The sequence below is a fragment of the Seohaeicola zhoushanensis genome, from assembly GCF_014656415.1.
Taxonomy (GTDB): Bacteria; Pseudomonadota; Alphaproteobacteria; order Rhodobacterales; family Rhodobacteraceae; genus Seohaeicola_A; species Seohaeicola_A zhoushanensis.
Genome location: NZ_BNCJ01000010.1, coordinates 13,051 through 28,435, shown reverse-complemented (window position 1 = coordinate 28,435; position 15,385 = coordinate 13,051). Strand labels below are relative to the sequence as shown.

Annotated in this window: 13 protein-coding genes and 1 pseudogene; 6 read left to right on the top strand and 8 right to left on the bottom strand. The window is 67.6% G+C overall.

Features of this window, described 5'->3' with window-relative positions; genetic code table 11:
- The first annotated feature begins 32 nt into the window (after window positions 1-32).
- Window positions 33-944: a LysR family transcriptional regulator gene (locus IE266_RS16115; protein WP_189681139.1), complete on the top strand. Its 912-nt coding sequence runs from the start codon at window positions 33-35 to the stop codon at window positions 942-944.
- Here the strand turns inward: IE266_RS16115 and IE266_RS16110 are convergent.
- The 6 genes from IE266_RS16110 to hutI all read right to left on the bottom strand — a co-directional run bounded on the left by IE266_RS16110 (window position 941) and on the right by hutI (window position 8,424).
- On the bottom strand, window positions 941-1,948 hold the full coding sequence (locus IE266_RS16110; RefSeq protein WP_189681138.1) for an ATP-binding protein: 1,008 nt from the start codon (window positions 1,946-1,948) through the stop codon (window positions 941-943). The two genes, IE266_RS16115 and IE266_RS16110, sit on opposite strands and share 4 nt — an antisense overlap.
- Window positions 1,949-1,952: 4 nt before the next feature.
- Window positions 1,953-3,140, bottom strand: coding sequence for a trans-sulfuration enzyme family protein (locus tag IE266_RS16105; protein ID WP_189681137.1), 1,188 nt, complete (start codon window positions 3,138-3,140; stop codon window positions 1,953-1,955).
- Between the two features lie 85 nt (window positions 3,141-3,225).
- Window positions 3,226-4,911: a urocanate hydratase gene (hutU, locus tag IE266_RS16100; RefSeq protein ID WP_189681136.1), complete on the bottom strand. Its 1,686-nt coding sequence runs from the start codon at window positions 4,909-4,911 to the stop codon at window positions 3,226-3,228.
- A complete protein-coding gene (hutG, locus tag IE266_RS16095) occupies window positions 4,908-5,708 on the bottom strand; it encodes an N-formylglutamate deformylase (protein ID WP_189681135.1) in 801 nt (266 codons plus the stop codon). Before hutG ends, hutU begins: the two co-directional genes overlap by 4 nt.
- On the bottom strand, window positions 5,705-7,237 hold the full coding sequence (hutH, locus tag IE266_RS16090) for a histidine ammonia-lyase (protein WP_189681134.1): 1,533 nt from the start codon (window positions 7,235-7,237) through the stop codon (window positions 5,705-5,707). The genes hutG and hutH overlap by 4 nt, the downstream gene beginning before the upstream one ends.
- Complete coding sequence (gene hutI, locus IE266_RS16085) at window positions 7,234-8,424, bottom strand: imidazolonepropionase (protein ID WP_229864186.1); 1,191 nt, start codon at window positions 8,422-8,424, stop codon at window positions 7,234-7,236. The genes hutH and hutI overlap by 4 nt, the downstream gene beginning before the upstream one ends.
- A gap of 66 nt (window positions 8,425-8,490) precedes the next feature.
- Here hutI and IE266_RS16080 point away from each other — a divergent pair, with 66 nt between their 5' ends.
- Both IE266_RS16080 and hutC read left to right on the top strand, forming a co-directional pair.
- Complete coding sequence (locus IE266_RS16080) at window positions 8,491-9,846, top strand: formimidoylglutamate deiminase (protein ID WP_189681132.1); 1,356 nt, start codon at window positions 8,491-8,493, stop codon at window positions 9,844-9,846.
- Entirely contained in the window at window positions 9,843-10,541 is a 699-nt protein-coding gene (hutC, locus tag IE266_RS16075) for a histidine utilization transcriptional repressor HutC (RefSeq protein ID WP_189681131.1), read from the top strand. Before IE266_RS16080 ends, hutC begins: the two co-directional genes overlap by 4 nt.
- A gap of 2 nt (window positions 10,542-10,543) precedes the next feature.
- Here the strand turns inward: hutC and IE266_RS16070 are convergent, their stop codons facing one another.
- Window positions 10,544-10,975, bottom strand: coding sequence for an Lrp/AsnC family transcriptional regulator (locus IE266_RS16070; RefSeq protein ID WP_189681130.1), 432 nt, complete (start codon window positions 10,973-10,975; stop codon window positions 10,544-10,546).
- Between the two features lie 105 nt (window positions 10,976-11,080).
- On the opposite strand from IE266_RS16070, the gene rocF reads away from it, so the two are divergent.
- From rocF to IE266_RS16055, 3 genes and pseudogenes are all read left to right on the top strand, one after another.
- The gene (rocF, locus tag IE266_RS16065) at window positions 11,081-12,007 is read left to right on the top strand and encodes an arginase (RefSeq protein ID WP_189681129.1); all 927 of its coding nucleotides are present in this window, start codon (window positions 11,081-11,083) and stop codon (window positions 12,005-12,007) included.
- Between the two features lie 11 nt (window positions 12,008-12,018).
- A pseudogene (locus tag IE266_RS16060) lies at window positions 12,019-12,982 on the top strand (ornithine cyclodeaminase).
- A 151-nt stretch (window positions 12,983-13,133) separates the two neighbouring features.
- The gene (locus tag IE266_RS16055; protein WP_189681128.1) at window positions 13,134-14,696 is read left to right on the top strand and encodes a caspase family protein; all 1,563 of its coding nucleotides are present in this window, start codon (window positions 13,134-13,136) and stop codon (window positions 14,694-14,696) included.
- A gap of 84 nt (window positions 14,697-14,780) precedes the next feature.
- Here IE266_RS16055 and IE266_RS16050 read toward each other — a convergent pair whose 3' ends face one another.
- Window positions 14,781-15,365, bottom strand: coding sequence for an HNH endonuclease (locus IE266_RS16050; RefSeq protein ID WP_189681127.1), 585 nt, complete (start codon window positions 15,363-15,365; stop codon window positions 14,781-14,783).
- Between the last annotated feature and the right edge of the window lie 20 nt (window positions 15,366-15,385).

Genomic DNA, 15,385 nt, shown 5'->3' with positions numbered 1-15,385 from the left:
CTTTTGCAAGCATATATGAGTTAGTGGCATACATGCTTGCGCCGCGCCGTCTCTTGCCCTCGATTTCTTCGCTCCGCGCGCTTGAGGCGCTCGACCGGCTGGGCAGCGCCTCGGCGGTGGCCGAGGAGCTTTCGCTGACGCAAAGCGCGGTCAGCCGGCAGATCCAGACGCTGGAACGGCAGATGGGTCTGGAGTTGGTGGAGCGCAGCCAGAAGCGGCTGACATTGACCGCCGAGGCACAGGATTACGTGGCCGAGGTGCGCGCGGCGCTGTTGCAGATCGCCAATGCCTCGTTGCGGTTGCAGGTCGCGCCGATGGGCGGGACGCTGAACCTGGCGATCCTGCCGACCTTCGGGATGCGCTGGCTGATGCCCCGCCTGCCCCAGTTCGCGCGGCTCAACCCGAGCGTCACGCTGAACATGTCGACCCGGCTGACAACGTTCAACTTTTCTTCTGAACCCTTTGATGCAGCACTGCATTTCGGAACCGGAGACTGGCCGGGAACCGACCGGATGCTGCTCAAGCACGAGGCCGTGATCCCGGTGGCGGCACCTTCGCTGATCGAGGGCGAAGTCTTGGACGATCCGGCCGCGCTGCTTAAGCTGCCGCTGTTGCACATCCAGACGCGGCCAAGGGCCTGGGCCGATTGGTTCGCGGCCAAGGGCGTGCAGCCGGCGCGGGCGTTGCCTGGCACCATGTATGACCAATTTTCAACCATCACGCAGGCGGCCCTGCATGGGCTCGGGGTCGCGCTTATGCCCGACTACCTGGTGGAAGAAGAGCTGGCCACCGGCAAGCTGGTGGCGCTTTGCGGTCCGGCGATCGAGGCGCGCGGGGCCTATTGGCTGGTCTGGCCGCAGGGGCGCGCACGGAGCCCCTCGCTGGTGGCGTTCCGCGACTGGCTGGCGGAACAGGCCGAGCCGGAAGACCCGCTGCCGCGCTAGGCGAAGGGCAGCACGACGGTGAAGGCCGCGCCCTGCCCCGGTTCGCTGGCAACCTTCAGGCGGCCGCGATGGCGGTTCACGATATGTTTGACGATGGCAAGGCCGAGGCCGGTGCCGCCGAGCATCCGGCTGCGGTGGGTATCGGCGCGGTAGAAGCGTTCGGTGAGGCGTGGCAGGTGCACCGGGTCGATGCCGGGGCCGTTGTCGGAGACCACCACGCGCGCCTCGTCGCCGCCGGCGAGCGTGACGGTCACCACCCCGCCGGAGCCGCCGTATTTGATCGCGTTCTCGATCAGGTTGGTGAAGACCTGGCGCAGCTGGTCGGCATCGCCGGGAATGGTGACGCCCTGTTCGGGCGGCTGGAAGTCGAAGCGCACCTTGGAATCGTCGGCCAGCGGTTTCAGCGCCTTGAGGACGTCGGTAAGCAGCGCACCGAGGTCGACGGGATCCTTGGGGCGGATGCGTTCCTGCGACTCGACCCGGCTCAGCGACAGCAGGTCGCCGACCAGGCGGTTCATGCGGTTGGCCTCGTTCGCCATGATCCCGAGAAAGCGTTCGCGCGCCGCCGGATCGCGGGCGGCGGCGCCGCGCAGGGTTTCGATGAAGCCGAGCAGCGCGGTCAGCGGGGTGCGCAACTCGTGGCTGACGTTGGCGACGAAATCGCGGCGCATCTGCGAGGCCTGTTCCAGCGGCGTCGCATCAACCAGCGTCACCAGCAGCGCGCCGGCCGAACCGGCGGGGCGCACCGAGACTTCCCAGAGGGTTGTCTGCGCGCCTTCGGTGCGGGTCACGCGGATCTGGCGCGGCTGGCCGTCGGCCATTCCGGCGGCGATGGTGCGGGCCATTTCAGGCTGGCGCAGGATCGCGTCGTGGTGACGGCCGGTGATCTGCTGGCCCAGCAGCGCCCGGGCGGCGCTGTTCGCGGCGGAAATGCGGGCGTCCCGGCCGATCAGCAAGGCCGGGACCGGCAGCGCCTCGAGCAGGTCGCCCGCGAAATCCGCCATGGCCTCAGGCCCCCGGCACGGCGGCGGCCACCGCCTCGGCGAAGATCGCCAGCAGGGCCTTGGGCTCTTCCAGGCCAACCGAGACGCGGAAGAAGCCCTCGGACAGCCCCAGCGCGGCGCGTTCCTCGGGGGTCAGCGCCCGGTGCGAGGAGGAGGCCGGATGCGAGAGCGTGGTGCCGACGTCGCCCAGCGTCGGGGCAAAGCTCAGCCCCTCGGCGGCGCGGGTAAAGGCATTGGCGGCCTCGCGCCCGCCCTTCAGCTCGAAGCTGACCATGTTGCACCCCTGCCCCTGCAGCAGCGCTGCGGCGCGGGTATGGTCGGGGTGATCGGCGCGCATCGGGTAGATCACGCGCTTGACGCCCGGCAACGTGGCGAGGTGATCGGCCAGCGCCGCGGCGGTCGCCTGCGCGCGCTCGAAGCGCAGGTCGAAGGTGAGCATCCCGCGCTCGGCCAGCCAGCAGTCGAAGGGGCTGGCTGTCAGGCCGGCGGTCACCGAGAAGACGCGCAGCCGCTGCGCCAGCGCCGGATCCTTTGCCGCGACCCAGCCCAGCATCACGTCGGAGTGGCCGGCGAGCAGCTTGGTGATCGAATGGATGACAATATCGGCGCCATGCTCGAAGGGCCGGAAGGCGCGCGGCGTGGTAAAGGTATTGTCGACCGCGAGCAGGATGCCGCGGTCCTTGGCGAGTTTCGCCAGGCCGTCGATATCCGCGACCCGCAGCGTCGGGTTGGAGACCGCCTCGACCAGGATCAGCTTGGTTTCGGGGCGGATCGCCGCCTCGACCGCCTTGACGTCACCCGGATCGGCCAGCGAGGTGGCGATATCGAGGCGTGGCAGGTCTTCCTTCATCATGCGCAGCGACCGGCCGTAGAGCTGGTTGCCGCCGATGACATGGTCACCGGCCTTCAGCAACCCCAGCAGCACCGCCGAAACGGCGGCCATGCCCGAGCCGGTCACAACGCCGCCGGCGACGCCTTCCATCCCGTCCAGGCGCGCGGCGACGACATCGGCGTTGGGGTGCCCCTCGCGCGAGTAGGTATAGCCATGCACCCTGCCCTCGTATTGCGCATCCAGCGCGTCGGGGGTGTCGCTGGCATAGACCACCGAGGGCGACAGCGGTGTCACCACCGGCCGGCTGGCGCTTTCCGGCAGCGGGTGCGGGCGGACCAGAGAGCCGCGCGAATTCTTCATCGGATCAACCTCACGACATATCCATTGCGCGAGGTGTAGGCTGCGCCCCGCGTCAGGACAAGGCTTGCCGTGATCGCCCGCGAGATCAGTTGCCGAGGATGCCCGGCAGCCGCAGCCCGTGGTCCTTCGCACATTGGATCGCCGTTTCATAGCCCGCGTCGGCATGGCGCCAGACACCCGAGGCCGGGTCGTTCCAGAGCACCCGTTCCAGCCGCTTGGTCGCCTCGGGGGTGCCATCGGCGAGGATCACCACGCCCGCGTGTTGGCTGAACCCCATGCCGACGCCGCCGCCATGGTGCAGCGAGACCCAAGTGGCGCCGCTGGCGGTATTGACCAGGGCATTCAGCAACGGCCAGTCGCTGACCGCGTCAGAGCCGTCGCGCATCGCCTCGGTCTCGCGGTTCGGGCTGGCGACCGAGCCGGAGTCGAGGTGGTCGCGGCCGATGACGACGGGCGCCTTGAGTTCGCCGCTTGCGACCATCTCGTTGAACATCAGACCGGCGCGGTGGCGGTCGCCGAGACCGATCCAACAGATCCGTGCCGGCAGGCCCTGGAAGGCGATACGCTCGCGCGCCATGTCGAGCCAGCGGTGCAGATGGGCGTTCTCGGGGAAGAGCTTCTTCATCGCGGCGTCGGTCTTGTAGATATCCTCGGGGTCACCCGAGAGCGCGCACCAGCGGAACGGGCCGATGCCCTTGCAGAACAGCGGGCGGATATAGGCCGGGACGAAGCCGGGGAAGGCAAAGGCGTTCTCGAGCCCCTCCTCAAGCGCGACCTGTCGGATGTTGTTGCCGTAGTCGAGCGTCGGCACCCCGGCGTTCCAGAAATCGACCATCGCGGCGACATGGGCCTTCATCGAGGCGCGGGCTGCCTGTTCGACGGCCTTGGGCTCGCTCTCCTGCTTGGCGCGCCAGTCTGCGACGCTCCAGCCGATGGGCAGGTAGCCGTGCAGCGGGTCATGGGCGCTGGTCTGGTCGGTGACGATATCGGGGCGCGGGCCGCCGGATTTCATGCGGGCCACCAGTTCGGGGAAGACCTCGGCGGCATTGCCGATCAGGCCGACCGACTTGGCCTCGCCTTTCGCCGTCCAGTCGGCGATCAGCGCCAGCGCCTCGTCCAACGTGTGAGCCTTGGCGTCCAGGTACCTTGTGCGCAAACGGAAATCCGCCCGCGTCTCGTCGCATTCGACGGCCAGGCAGCAGGCCCCGGCCATGACGGCGGCGAGCGGCTGCGCCCCGCCCATGCCGCCGAGACCGGCGGTCAGGATCCACTTGCCCTTGAGCGATCCGCCATAATGCTGGCGGCCCGCCTCGGCGAAGGTCTCGTAGGTGCCCTGCACGATGCCCTGGGTGCCGATGTAGATCCAGGACCCGGCAGTCATCTGGCCGTACATCATGAGGCCCTTCTTATCGAGGGCGTTGAAATGGTCCCAGGTGGCCCAATGCGGCACCAGGTTCGAGTTGGCGATCAGCACGCGCGGCGCATCGGTATGCGTCCTGACGATGGCGACAGGCTTGCCGGACTGCACGATCAGCGTCTCGTCGGCTTCGAGATCCTTCAGCCCGGCGACGATGCGGTCGAAGTCGTTCCAGGTGCGGGCGGCGCGGCCGATGCCGCCGTAGACGACCAGTTCATGCGGGTTCTCGGCGACGTCCGGGTGCAGGTTGTTCATCAGCATCCGCATCGCCGCCTCGCCGCCCCAGGTCTTGGCGGTCTTCTCGGGGCCGGTCGCCGGGTAGATGTCGCGGAGGTTGTGGCGGGGGTTGGTCATCTGGTGGCTCCCATGGTCAGGGCAAGGGTCTCGATCCGTTCCAGCGCGCGTTGCAGGACGGGACGCAGGCGCGCGGCCTTGCTCTCGTCATAGGCGAAGGGCGGGGTTTCGGTGGACAGGTGGGTGGACTGGGCCAGTTCCATCTGGATGGCGTGCCAGCCCTCGGAGGGACGGCCATAGTGACGGGTGGTCCAGCCGCCCTTGAATCGGCCGTTGAGGATACTGGTGTAACCCTCTGCATTCGCGCAGGTATCCTGAGCGGCGGCTTCGATCTCGGGGGCGCAGGTGCTGGCGTTGTTGGTGCCAATGTTGAAGTCGCGCAGACGGCCTTCGAAGAGGAAGGGAATGCGCGAGCGGATCGAGTGACAGTCGTAGAGCACCGCCACGCCGTGACGCGCCCGGACTCGCTCCATCTCGGCGGTGAGCGCGGCGTGGTAAGGCGCGTGGAAGGCCAAGCGGCGGGCCTCGATCTCGGCCTCGCCCGGGGGTGTCTGCCAGAGCGGTTCGCCGTCGAAATCGGTCATCGGCACCAGCCCGGTGGTGTTCTGGCCGGGATAGAGCGAGGCACCGGAAGGGTCGCGGTTGGCGTCGATCGCGTAACGGTGGAAGGTCGCCCGGACGATCGTCGCCTTGGGCAGTAGGCCGGCGTAGAGCTTGTCGATATGCCAGTCGGTATCGGCGAGCAGTTGGCCGTTGGCGTTGAGGCGCGAACGGATCTCTTGGGGCAGCCAGGTGCCGGTATGGGGCATCCCGAGCACCACGGGACCGTCGCCACGGACGATGTCCACGGGGGTCATCGCGCGGTCTCCAGTTCGGGCAGCGCCAGCCCCTGCGCCAGCCTCCCCTCGCGCACCATCGCGGTGGCACGGGCGAGATCGGGGGCGAGATAGCGGTCGCTTCCCAGCACCGGCACCTCCTCGCGGATGCGGGCGATCACGCCGCGCAGGCTGGTCGAGGTCTGGAGCGGCGCGCGGAATTCGATGCCCTGCGCCGCGGCCAGCGCCTCGACGCCCAGGATCACGTCGAGGTTGTCGGCCATGCGCAGCAGCCGGCGCGCAGCATGGGCGGCCATGCTGACGTGGTCTTCCTGGTTGGCGCTGGTCGGCGTGGAGTCGGTTGAACAAGGGTTTGCAAGATGCTTGTTTTCGCTCATCAAAGCGGCTGTCGTCACCTCGGCGATCATGAAGCCCGAGTTGAGCCCCGGCTCGGGCGTCAGGAAGGGCGGCAGGTCGTGGCTCAGCGTCGGGTCGACCATCAGCGCGACGCGGCGCTGCGCGATGGCGCCGATCTCGGCCAGGGCAATGGCGATCTGGTCGGCGGCGAAAGCCACGGGTTCGGCGTGGAAGTTGCCGCCCGAGACGATTTCGCCGGTTGCGACCAGCACCAGCGGGTTGTCGGTCACCGCGTTGGCTTCGATCTCCAGGGTTGCTGCGGCGGTCTGCAGCAGGTCCATCGCCGCGCCCATCACCTGGGGCTGGCAGCGGATGCAGTAGGGATCCTGCACCCGGGTGTCGCCCTCGCGGTGGCTTTCGCGGATTTCGGAGCCGTCGAGCAACGCGGATTGCGCCGCGGCAAAGGCGATCTGGCCCCTGTGGCCGCGCAGTTGGTGGATCACCGGGTTCAGTGGCGCGGTCGAGCCCATGATGGCGTCGGTCGAGAGCGCCCCCGTGACCACCGCCGCCTGCAGCGCGTCCCAGGCGCGCCAGAGGCCGACCAGGGCGCAGGCGGTCGAGAACTGGGTGCCGTTGATGAGGGCGAGGCCCTCTTTCGGCCCCAGCGTCACCGGCTCCAGCCCGGCGCGGGCCAGGGCCTCGGCGCCGTGCAGGCGGTTGCCGCCGAACATGGCCTCGCCCTCGCCGATCATCACGGCGGCCATATGCGCCAGCGGAGCGAGGTCGCCCGAAGCACCGACCGAGCCCTGCGCCGGGATCACCGGGATCACCCCGGCGTTCAGCATCGCCTCGATCAGGGCGACGGTGCGCCAGCGGGTGCCGCTGGCACCACGGCCGAGCGAGAGCAGCTTGAGCGCCATCATCAGGCGGGTGGTCGCCACGTCCATCACCTCGCCCACGCCGCAGCAATGGCTGAGGATCAGGTTGCGCTGCAGCGTCTCGGTGTCCTTCGGCGGGATGCGGACGCTGGCCAGTTTGCCGAAGCCGGTGTTGACGCCATAGACGCCGGTATCGCCGGCGGCCGCGCGGGCGACCAGTTCGGCTGCCGCCTCGACCGGGGCGCGCGCCGAGGCATCGAGCGCCACGCGGGCGCCGGCGAAGACCGCGCGCAGGGTGCTGAGGCGGGTTTGCCCGGGAACCAGATTGACGATCATTCGGCACCTGCGACGTAACGACGGAAAAGTGGATTGAAGCCGAAGCGGTAGGACAGTTCGGCGGGGTGTTCGACGTTCCAGACCGCGAGGTCGGCGCGCTTGCCGGTCTCGAGGGTGCCGGCGTCATGCAGCCCAAGGGCGCGGGCGGCATGGCAGGTCGCCCCGGCCAGCGCCTCTTCCGGGGTCATGCGGAACAGCGTGCAGGCCATGTTCATCGCCAGCAGCAGCGAGTTCATCGGCGAGGACCCGGGGTTGAGGTCGGTGGCCACCGCCATCGGCACCCCGGCAGCGCGGAAGTCAGCAACCGGGGGCAGCTGTGTCTCGCGCAGGGTGTAGAAGGCGCCGGGCAGCAGCACCGCCACGGTGCCCGCCGCCGCCATCGCGGCGGCTTCTGCGGCCCCGGCATATTCCAGGTGGTCGGCCGAGAGCGCCCCGCGCCCTGCTGCCATCCGCGCGCCGCCGAGGTTGGAGAGCTGTTCGGCGTGGAGCTTTATCGGCAGGTCCAGCCGTTTGGCCTCGTCGAAGACGCGTTCCATCTCGGCGACCGAGCAGGCGATGCCCTCGCAGAAACCGTCGACCGCGTCAACCAGCCCTTCGGCGGCCGCCGCGCGCAGGGCGGGCAGGCAGACCTCGGTGAGGTAGTCGCCCGCCCTGCCCTTGTAGTCTGGCGGCACCGCATGAGCACCGAGGAAGCTGGTCAGAACCCGGATGCGGCGCAGCTTGCCGATCCGGCGGGCGGTGCGGAGCATGGCCAGTTCGGTCTCGACGTCGAGGCCATAGCCCGACTTGATCTCGACCGTGGTGACGCCTTCGGCGATCAGCGCATCGACGCGCGGGAGGGCGGCGGCGAGCAGCCCCTCCTCGCCCGCCTCGCGGGTGGCGTTGACGGTCGAGAGGATGCCGCCCCCTGCCCTAGCGATCTCTTCATATGAGGCGCCCTTGAGGCGCAGCTCGAATTCGCGGGCGCGGTTGCCGCCGTGGACGAGATGGGTGTGACAGTCGATCAGCGCGGGCGTGACGAGTCGGCCGCCGAGGTCGATCTCCTCGCCTTCGCGCAGGTCCGCCGGCAGGGCGCCCTTTGGCCCAACCCAGGCGATTTTCCCCGCGTTCACAACGATCGCGCCATCGGGGACCAGGCCATAGGCCCCGCCCGCCATTCTTGCCAATGTCGTGTTGAGAAGGATCATGAGACACCTTGTCATGTGCTTTCTTTATGCTAATAAGTATGAACATATTTTGGAGTCAATCGGAAAATGACGGTGATCTGGGCGCGAACCGCGCTGCTGCCCGACGGATGGGCAAGCGATGTGGAAGTGACGGTCGAAGGCGGCCGGATCCTGTCGGTCACGCCGGGGGCCGCGTCTTCGGGGCGGCGTACGGATATTCTTCTGGCCGCCCCCGCAAACGCGCATTCCCACGCCTTCCAGCGCGCCATGGCCGGGTTGACCGAGAGGCGTGGGCCGGACCCGCGCGACAGCTTCTGGACCTGGCGGCAGCTTATGTTCCGCTTTCTCGACCGGCTGGATCCCGAGCAGATCGAGGCGATCGCGGCCTTCGTGCAGATGGAGATGCTGGAGGCGGGATATGGCTGCAATGTGGAGTTCCACTACATGCATCATGCGCCGGGCGGCCTGCCCTATGCCGACCTCGCGGAGACCAGTGCGCGGATCGCGGCGGCGGCCGAAACCAGCGGGATCGGCCTGACATTGCTGCCGGTCCACTATCAGTTCGGCGGGCTGGACAGGCGTCCGCTCAGGGCCGGTCAGATCCGGTTTGGCAATGATCTTGAACGGTTTACGCGACTGCATGAAGGTGCCGAGGCGGCCCTTCGCGCCCTGCCCGGTGATGCCCGTCTGGGCGTCGCGCCGCATTCGCTGCGCGCGGTCGCGCCCGATGACCTGCCGCGTCTGCGGGCCTTGGCGGGGGACAATCCGTTCCACATGCACCTGGCCGAACAGGTGGCCGAGGTGAGCGAGGTGCAGGCGGCGCTTGGGGCGCGGCCGGTGGAATGGGTGCTCGACCATATCGGACCTGATGCGCGCTGCACCTTCATACACTGCACGCAGATGCTGCCGCATGAGATCGAGGGGCTGGCGCGCTCCGGCGCGGTGGCGGGGCTTTGCCCGATCACCGAGTCGAGCCTCGGGGACGGGATCTTCGACGGGGTGCGCTGGTTCGGCGCGGGCGGTGCGATGGCGATCGGATCGGACAGCAATATCCGTATCGCGCTGGCCGAGGAGCTGCGCACGCTTGACTATTCGCAGCGCCTGCGCGACCTGAGCCGGGCCGCGCTGGCAACGCCGGAGCAGTCGACCGGGCGGGTGCTGTTCGATGCGGCCTGCCGGGGTGGCGCCAAGGCCGCCGGGCGGGACTGCGGCACCATCGCAGTGGGTCAACTGGCCGACCTGGTGGCGCTGGATGGCGGCAATGTCGACCTGGACGGACGAGAGGGCGATACCTTGCTCGACAGCTGGATCTTTGCCGGGGACGACCGGATGGTAAGCGAGGTCTGGTCGGCCGGGCGGCACCTGGTCACCGAGGGCCGGCATGTCAGGCGCGAGGCCATCACCGCCGCCTATAGGCGCGCCGTCGCGGGGCTGGCGGCATGAGCGGCGCGGCGAATTCCTGGCAGGCGGTGCGGGCCGAGGTGCTGCGGCGGATCCGATCCCGCGAATGGGCGCCGGGCCAGCCGATCCCGCATGAGGCGGACCTCGCGCAGGAGCTGGGCTGTGCCCGTGCCACGGTCAACCGGGCGCTGCGCGAGGTGGCGGAAAGCGGGCTGATCGAGCGCCGCCGCCGGGCCGGAAGCCGGGTTGCCCTGCACCCGGTGCGGCGCGCGACGCTGGATATTCCGGTGATCCGGATGGAGATCGAAACCCGCGGCGAGGCCTATGATTTCTCGCTGGTCTCGCGGGCCGAGGAGGTTCCACCGCCGGCGATCCGGGCCAGGTTCAAATCGGCACCCGAGGCGCGGCTGCTGCATGTGGTCGGCCTGCACATGGCCGATGGCAAGCCCCATGCGCTGGAGGACCGCTGGATCGACGCGCAGGCGGTGCCGGGCGCCGGCACCACGGATTTCTCGCAGATCAGCCCGAACGAATGGCTGGTCCTCTCGGTGCCCTTCGAGGGAGGTGACATCGCTTTTTCGGCCTCCGTGGCCTCGCCCGCCGAGGCCGAGGCGCTGGGGTGCCCCGCCGGTGCGCCCCTGTTCGTGACCGAACGCGCGACCTGGCGGAACGAGAAGACACTTACCTCGGTGCGGCTGCTCTTCGCGCCCGGATACCGGCTGCACACCAGGCTGTAGGGTCAGCCGCCCGAGGATTTGCGGGTGGAGAGCAGCAAGCTCGTCTCGCTGGTCGCCACCCCGTCGAGCAGACGGATGCGGGCGAGCACCGCGTCGAGTGCTTCGAGCGTCTCGGCGCCGATCTCGGCAATCACGTCCCAGCGGCCGTTCGTGGAATGCACGCCGCGCACCTCGGCCATGCCGCTGAGCGCGCGGATGACACGTTCTGTCCCGCGGCCTTCGATGCCGATCATCATCAGGCCGCGGACCGGGTCGGAGCGGATGTCCTGCTTGAGCACCACGCTAAAACCCAGGATCTCGCCCCGCTGGCGCAGCCGGTCAAGCCGGGCGCGGACAGTGGTGCGCGACAGCCCCAGTTCCGCCGCCAGGTCGGACAGCGCCGCGCGGGCGTCGCGTTTCAGCGCGGCGATCAGGCGTTCGTCCGTTTTGTCCATTGCTGACCGCCGCTTTGTCAAAATGCTGACCGATCTGCGCAAAATGGCAACTGGAATGCAACTCAAATCGTTGGATACTCTCGCAAGACAGGGAAAGGAGACCCCATGACCCGCAAGACCGTGATCCTCATCGGCGCGCCCGTCGACAGTGGCAAGCGCCGCCCCGGATGTCTCATGGGGCCGGATGCCTATAGAACCGCCGGGCTGCCGGGCGCGCTGCGCGACCTTGGCTACAAGGTCGAGGACATGGGCAACCTGACCCCCGCCTCGCACCAGCCCGACACCAATGATGGCAAGCTTTTCGCACCGAACGAGACCATCGCCTGGACGCATCGGCTGACCCGGACGGCGGAGATGGCGATGCAGCGGGGCCTGCCGATCTTCATGGGCGGCGATCACAGCCTGTCGCTGGGCACGGTGGCCGGAGTTGCCAACCATGCGGCCTCGGTCGGTCGGCCGCTCTTTGTCCTCTGGCTGGATGCGCATAGCGACTTTCACACCGCCGAGACCACCGACTCGGGCAACCTGCATGGCACGCCGCTGGGTTATGTGACCGGCCGCGAGGGGTTCGGCGGTTTTCCGAAGGTGCAGAACCGGGTGCCGCACGCCAATATCTGCATCATGGGCCTGCGCTCGGTCGACCCGGCGGAGCGCGCTGCGCTGGAAGAGACCGATATCCGCTATCACGACATGCGCGAGATCGACGAGAATGGCGTAGGCCGGCTGGTTTCCGCCTTCCTGAAGGACGTCGAGGCCGCTAACGGCCTGCTGCATGTCTCACTGGACGTCGATTTCCTTGACCCGATGGCCGCGCCAGCTGTCGTCACCACGGTTCCGGGCGGCGCGACCATCCGCGAAGGCCATCTCATCATGGAGATGGTGAGCGACAGTGGCTTGATGACCTCGCTCGACCTGGTCGAGCTGAACCCTTTCCTCGACGAGCGTGGCCGGACCGCCCAGGTCATGGTCGACCTCGCCGCCTCGGGCCTGGGCCGCCGCGTCTTTGACCGTCCGACCCGCGCCGCCAACTGATGGAGCCCTGAATGCAACCCTCGGAAAAGGCGCTGGTGCCTTTCGTTTCGGTCGACGACATGATGCGGCTGATTCATTACATCGGGATCGAGGAGATGCTGCGCGGGCTGGCCGAGTATATCGAGGCCGATTTCCGCCGCTGGGAGCTGTTCGACAAGACGCCCCGCATCGCCTCGCATTCGGCCGAGGGGGTGATCGAGCTGATGCCGACCTCGGACGGTGAGGTCTATGGCTTCAAATACGTGAACGGGCATCCGAAGAACACCAAGGAGGGCCTGCAGACCGTCACCGCCTTCGGCCTGTTGGCCGATGTGGCGACGGGCTATCCGGTGCTGCTGAGCGAGATGACCATGCTGACGGCGATGCGCACCGCCGCGACCTCGGCCATGGCGGCCAGGCACCTGGCGCCGCGCGAAGCGAAGACGATGGCGATGATCGGCAATGGCGCGCAGTCCGAGTTCCAGTGTCTGGCCTTCAAGGCGATCTGCGGGATCGAGGCGGTGCGGCTGTATGACATCGACCGCGCGGCAACCGAGAAATGTGCAGCAAATCTCGTAGGTTCCGGACTGAAGGTCACGCGATGCGCAAGCCCGGAAGAGAGCATGGAGGGGGCGCAGATCGTCACCACCTGCACCGCCGACAAGCAATATACTGGCCCCGGCGATCCTGCGTCGGTCGGAGATCTTCGTCGAGTATCCGCCGCAGACGCGGGTCGAGGGCGAGATCCAGCAGCTGGCGCCGGATCATCCGGTGACCGAGCTTTGGCAGGTGATTTCCGGCACCGCCAAGGGGCGCACCTCGGCCGATCAGATCACGCTGTTCGACTCGGTGGGTTTCGCCATCGAAGACTTCAGCGCCCTGCGCTATGTGCGCGACCAATTGGTCGGAACCGCCTTCCACCACGACCTCGACCTGCTGGCCGATCCGGACGACCCGCGTGACCTGTTCGGGATGCTGCAACGCGCCGGCGGGTGACTGGCCGGGCCGCGTATCCTCAAACTATGCTAAATTTTTGCTAAGGGACTGTAAACGCGGCCATACGTAATGGCCGCAGCTTGACCGCTAATACAGAAGGAGTAGGTTCCGCGCCGGCTATTTGCCCGTACCGCATTTTATGAGGTGCCACATGCGCGTTTTCTATCTTGTTACTACCCTCTCTCTGTTCCTCGTCTCCTCTGCCCTTGCCTCGGTCAATGAAAAGCGCGTCGCGCTGGTCATCGGCAACAGCGCCTATACAAACGTCGAGGCGCTGATCAATCCGAAGAACGATGCGATGGAAATGTCCCGCCAGCTCAAGGAACTGGGGTTCCTCACAGTCGAAGGTGTCGATCTTGACCAGCGCAGCTTCCAGGACAAGATCCGCGAGTTCGCCCAGCTGGCCGTCGATGCCGACCTGACGCTGTTCTTCTATGCCGGCCACGGCATGGCGGTGAACGGCACCAACTACCTGATTCCGGTCGACGCCCGGATGGAGGACGCCACCGCGCTCGACTGGGAGGCGATTTCGGTCGACTTCATTGCAAAGCAGATGCAGCGCTCGGATGGCGTGAGCCTTATCTTCCTCGACGCCTGCCGCAACAACCCGCTGGCGCGGACGCTGTCGCGCTCGATGGGCAAGCTGTCACGCTCGGCCGAGGTATCGACGGGCCTTGCCCGGATGGATATCTCTAACCCCGGGCGCGGCATGGCGGTCGCCTTCGCCACCGCTCCGGGCGAGGTCGCGTTGGACGGTGAAGGCAAGCATTCGCCTTTCACCGAGGCGCTGCTGGCCAATATCGGCACCCCTAACCGCGATATCACCGAGGTGATGAGCCGGGTGACGGGACAGGTCTATTCCGCCACCAACCAGGCGCAACGGCCCTGGCTGAACTCGTCGCTGACGGGCCGGGTGGTGCTGAATGCCGTCGGCACCCCAGAGGTCGCACCGGCCGAGCAGGTGTCGCTCGGCACTGAAGAGGCCCCGGCGGCCAGCGGTGGCAGCGACCTGAACGCGCAGCGGATGTTGTTCCAGATGGCGCGCGACAGCAACCGGATCGAGGATTACCAAGCCTATATCACGACCTTCCCCGAAGGGCTGTTCGTGACCATGGCCAAGAACTCGATCGAGGCGCTGGAAAAGGAGAAGATGCAGACTCAGGTGGCGACCCTGTCGCCAAGCGGGACGGTCGTGCCCTACGTCCAGCAGCCGCAGGCCACCGCTCCGGTCGTCTTCCCGAACCCGGCGGCGCCGCAGGGCACGGTGATGACCCGCGCGGTCGATCCGACGGTTCCGGTCGTGACGCAGGAAATGCGGACCCAGCCGGCCAGCGAATTCACCGAGCAGGCCATGGGCATGAACCAGGTGCTGCGCCGCGAGATCCAGGCGCGACTCAACCTCGCCGGGTTCAACGTCGGCACGCCGGACGGCTCCTTCGGGCCACGCACCCGCGCCGCCATCCAGGGATGGCAGGCCAGCATCGGGGTGCCTGCTTCGGGCTATTTCAACCATATGCAGTACAGCTATCTGGCCTCGGTGACGATGCAGCAATACGCCGTCTGGGCGGCCGCGAATCCGCCGCGCGGGGCCAGCTCGGGCGGTGGGTCCACGACCAAGCGTTCCAGCGGCGGCAACAACAATAACTCGAACGCGAATGCCAATATCGGCGCCTTCCTGGGCGGTGTCGTGACGGGGCTGGCGATCAAGAAGTAGCTTTCCCGTCGACTTGCCGGGCCGCGAAATGGAAGGGGCGCAGCGATTGCTGCGCCCCCTTTCCATGCGGCGGATCGTTGCCTCTCAGGCCTCCAACTCCGCATCCCAGTAGAGGAAGTCCATCCAGCTATCATGCAGGTGGTTCGGCGGGAACTTGCGGCCCATGTTGCGCAGGTCCTCGGCCGAGGGCTGGCGCGGCGGTTTGCGCAGGTGCATTCCCGCGCGCGTCAGCGACTTGGAGCCCTTCCTGAGGTTGCAGGGCGAACAAGCCGCCACCACGTTCTGCCAACTGGTGATGCCGCCCGCGGCGCGCGGCACGACGTGGTCAAAGGTCAGATCGCCCCGCGCGCCGCAATACTGGCAGCGGAATTCGTCGCGCAGGAACAGGTTGAAGCGGGTGAAGGCGGCGCGTTTCTGCGGTTTGACATAGTCCTTGAGCACCACCACCGAGGGGATGCGGATTGTGGTCGAGGGGCTGTGCACCACCTCGTCGTATTCCGCCACGATCACCACCCGGTCGAGCCATGCGGCCTTGACCGCCTCCTGCCAGGGCCAGAGCGACAGGGGGTAGTAGCTGAGCGGGCGATAGTCTGCGTTCAGCACCAGCGCAGGGTGGTGCTTGAGCGCGCCCGGCTCTCGCACAAATTCTGTTCGGAAGTCGCCGATCATCGCAGTCGCCGTCGCCTTTC

Excerpts from the sequence above, each read along its gene's own strand:
- hutI (WP_229864186.1), bottom strand. The coding sequence starts at position 8,424 with ATGATCCTTCTCAACACGACATTGGCAAGAATGGCGGGCGGGGCCTAT.
- hutU (WP_189681136.1), bottom strand. The coding sequence starts at position 4,911 with ATGACCAACCCCCGCCACAACCTCCGCGACATCTACCCGGCGACCGGC.
- IE266_RS16110 (WP_189681138.1), bottom strand. The coding sequence starts at position 1,948 with ATGGCGGATTTCGCGGGCGACCTGCTCGAGGCGCTGCCGGTCCCGGCC.
- IE266_RS16115 (WP_189681139.1), top strand. The coding sequence starts at position 33 with ATGCTTGCGCCGCGCCGTCTCTTGCCCTCGATTTCTTCGCTCCGCGCG.
- IE266_RS16050 (WP_189681127.1), bottom strand. The coding sequence starts at position 15,365 with ATGATCGGCGACTTCCGAACAGAATTTGTGCGAGAGCCGGGCGCGCTC.
- IE266_RS16080 (WP_189681132.1), top strand. The coding sequence starts at position 8,491 with ATGACGGTGATCTGGGCGCGAACCGCGCTGCTGCCCGACGGATGGGCA.
- IE266_RS16055 (WP_189681128.1), top strand. The coding sequence starts at position 13,134 with ATGCGCGTTTTCTATCTTGTTACTACCCTCTCTCTGTTCCTCGTCTCC.
- IE266_RS16070 (WP_189681130.1), bottom strand. The coding sequence starts at position 10,975 with ATGGACAAAACGGACGAACGCCTGATCGCCGCGCTGAAACGCGACGCC.
- hutC (WP_189681131.1), top strand. The coding sequence starts at position 9,843 with ATGAGCGGCGCGGCGAATTCCTGGCAGGCGGTGCGGGCCGAGGTGCTG.
- hutG (WP_189681135.1), bottom strand. The coding sequence starts at position 5,708 with ATGACCCCCGTGGACATCGTCCGTGGCGACGGTCCCGTGGTGCTCGGG.
- rocF (WP_189681129.1), top strand. The coding sequence starts at position 11,081 with ATGACCCGCAAGACCGTGATCCTCATCGGCGCGCCCGTCGACAGTGGC.
- IE266_RS16105 (WP_189681137.1), bottom strand. The coding sequence starts at position 3,140 with ATGAAGAATTCGCGCGGCTCTCTGGTCCGCCCGCACCCGCTGCCGGAA.
- hutH (WP_189681134.1), bottom strand. The coding sequence starts at position 7,237 with ATGATCGTCAATCTGGTTCCCGGGCAAACCCGCCTCAGCACCCTGCGC.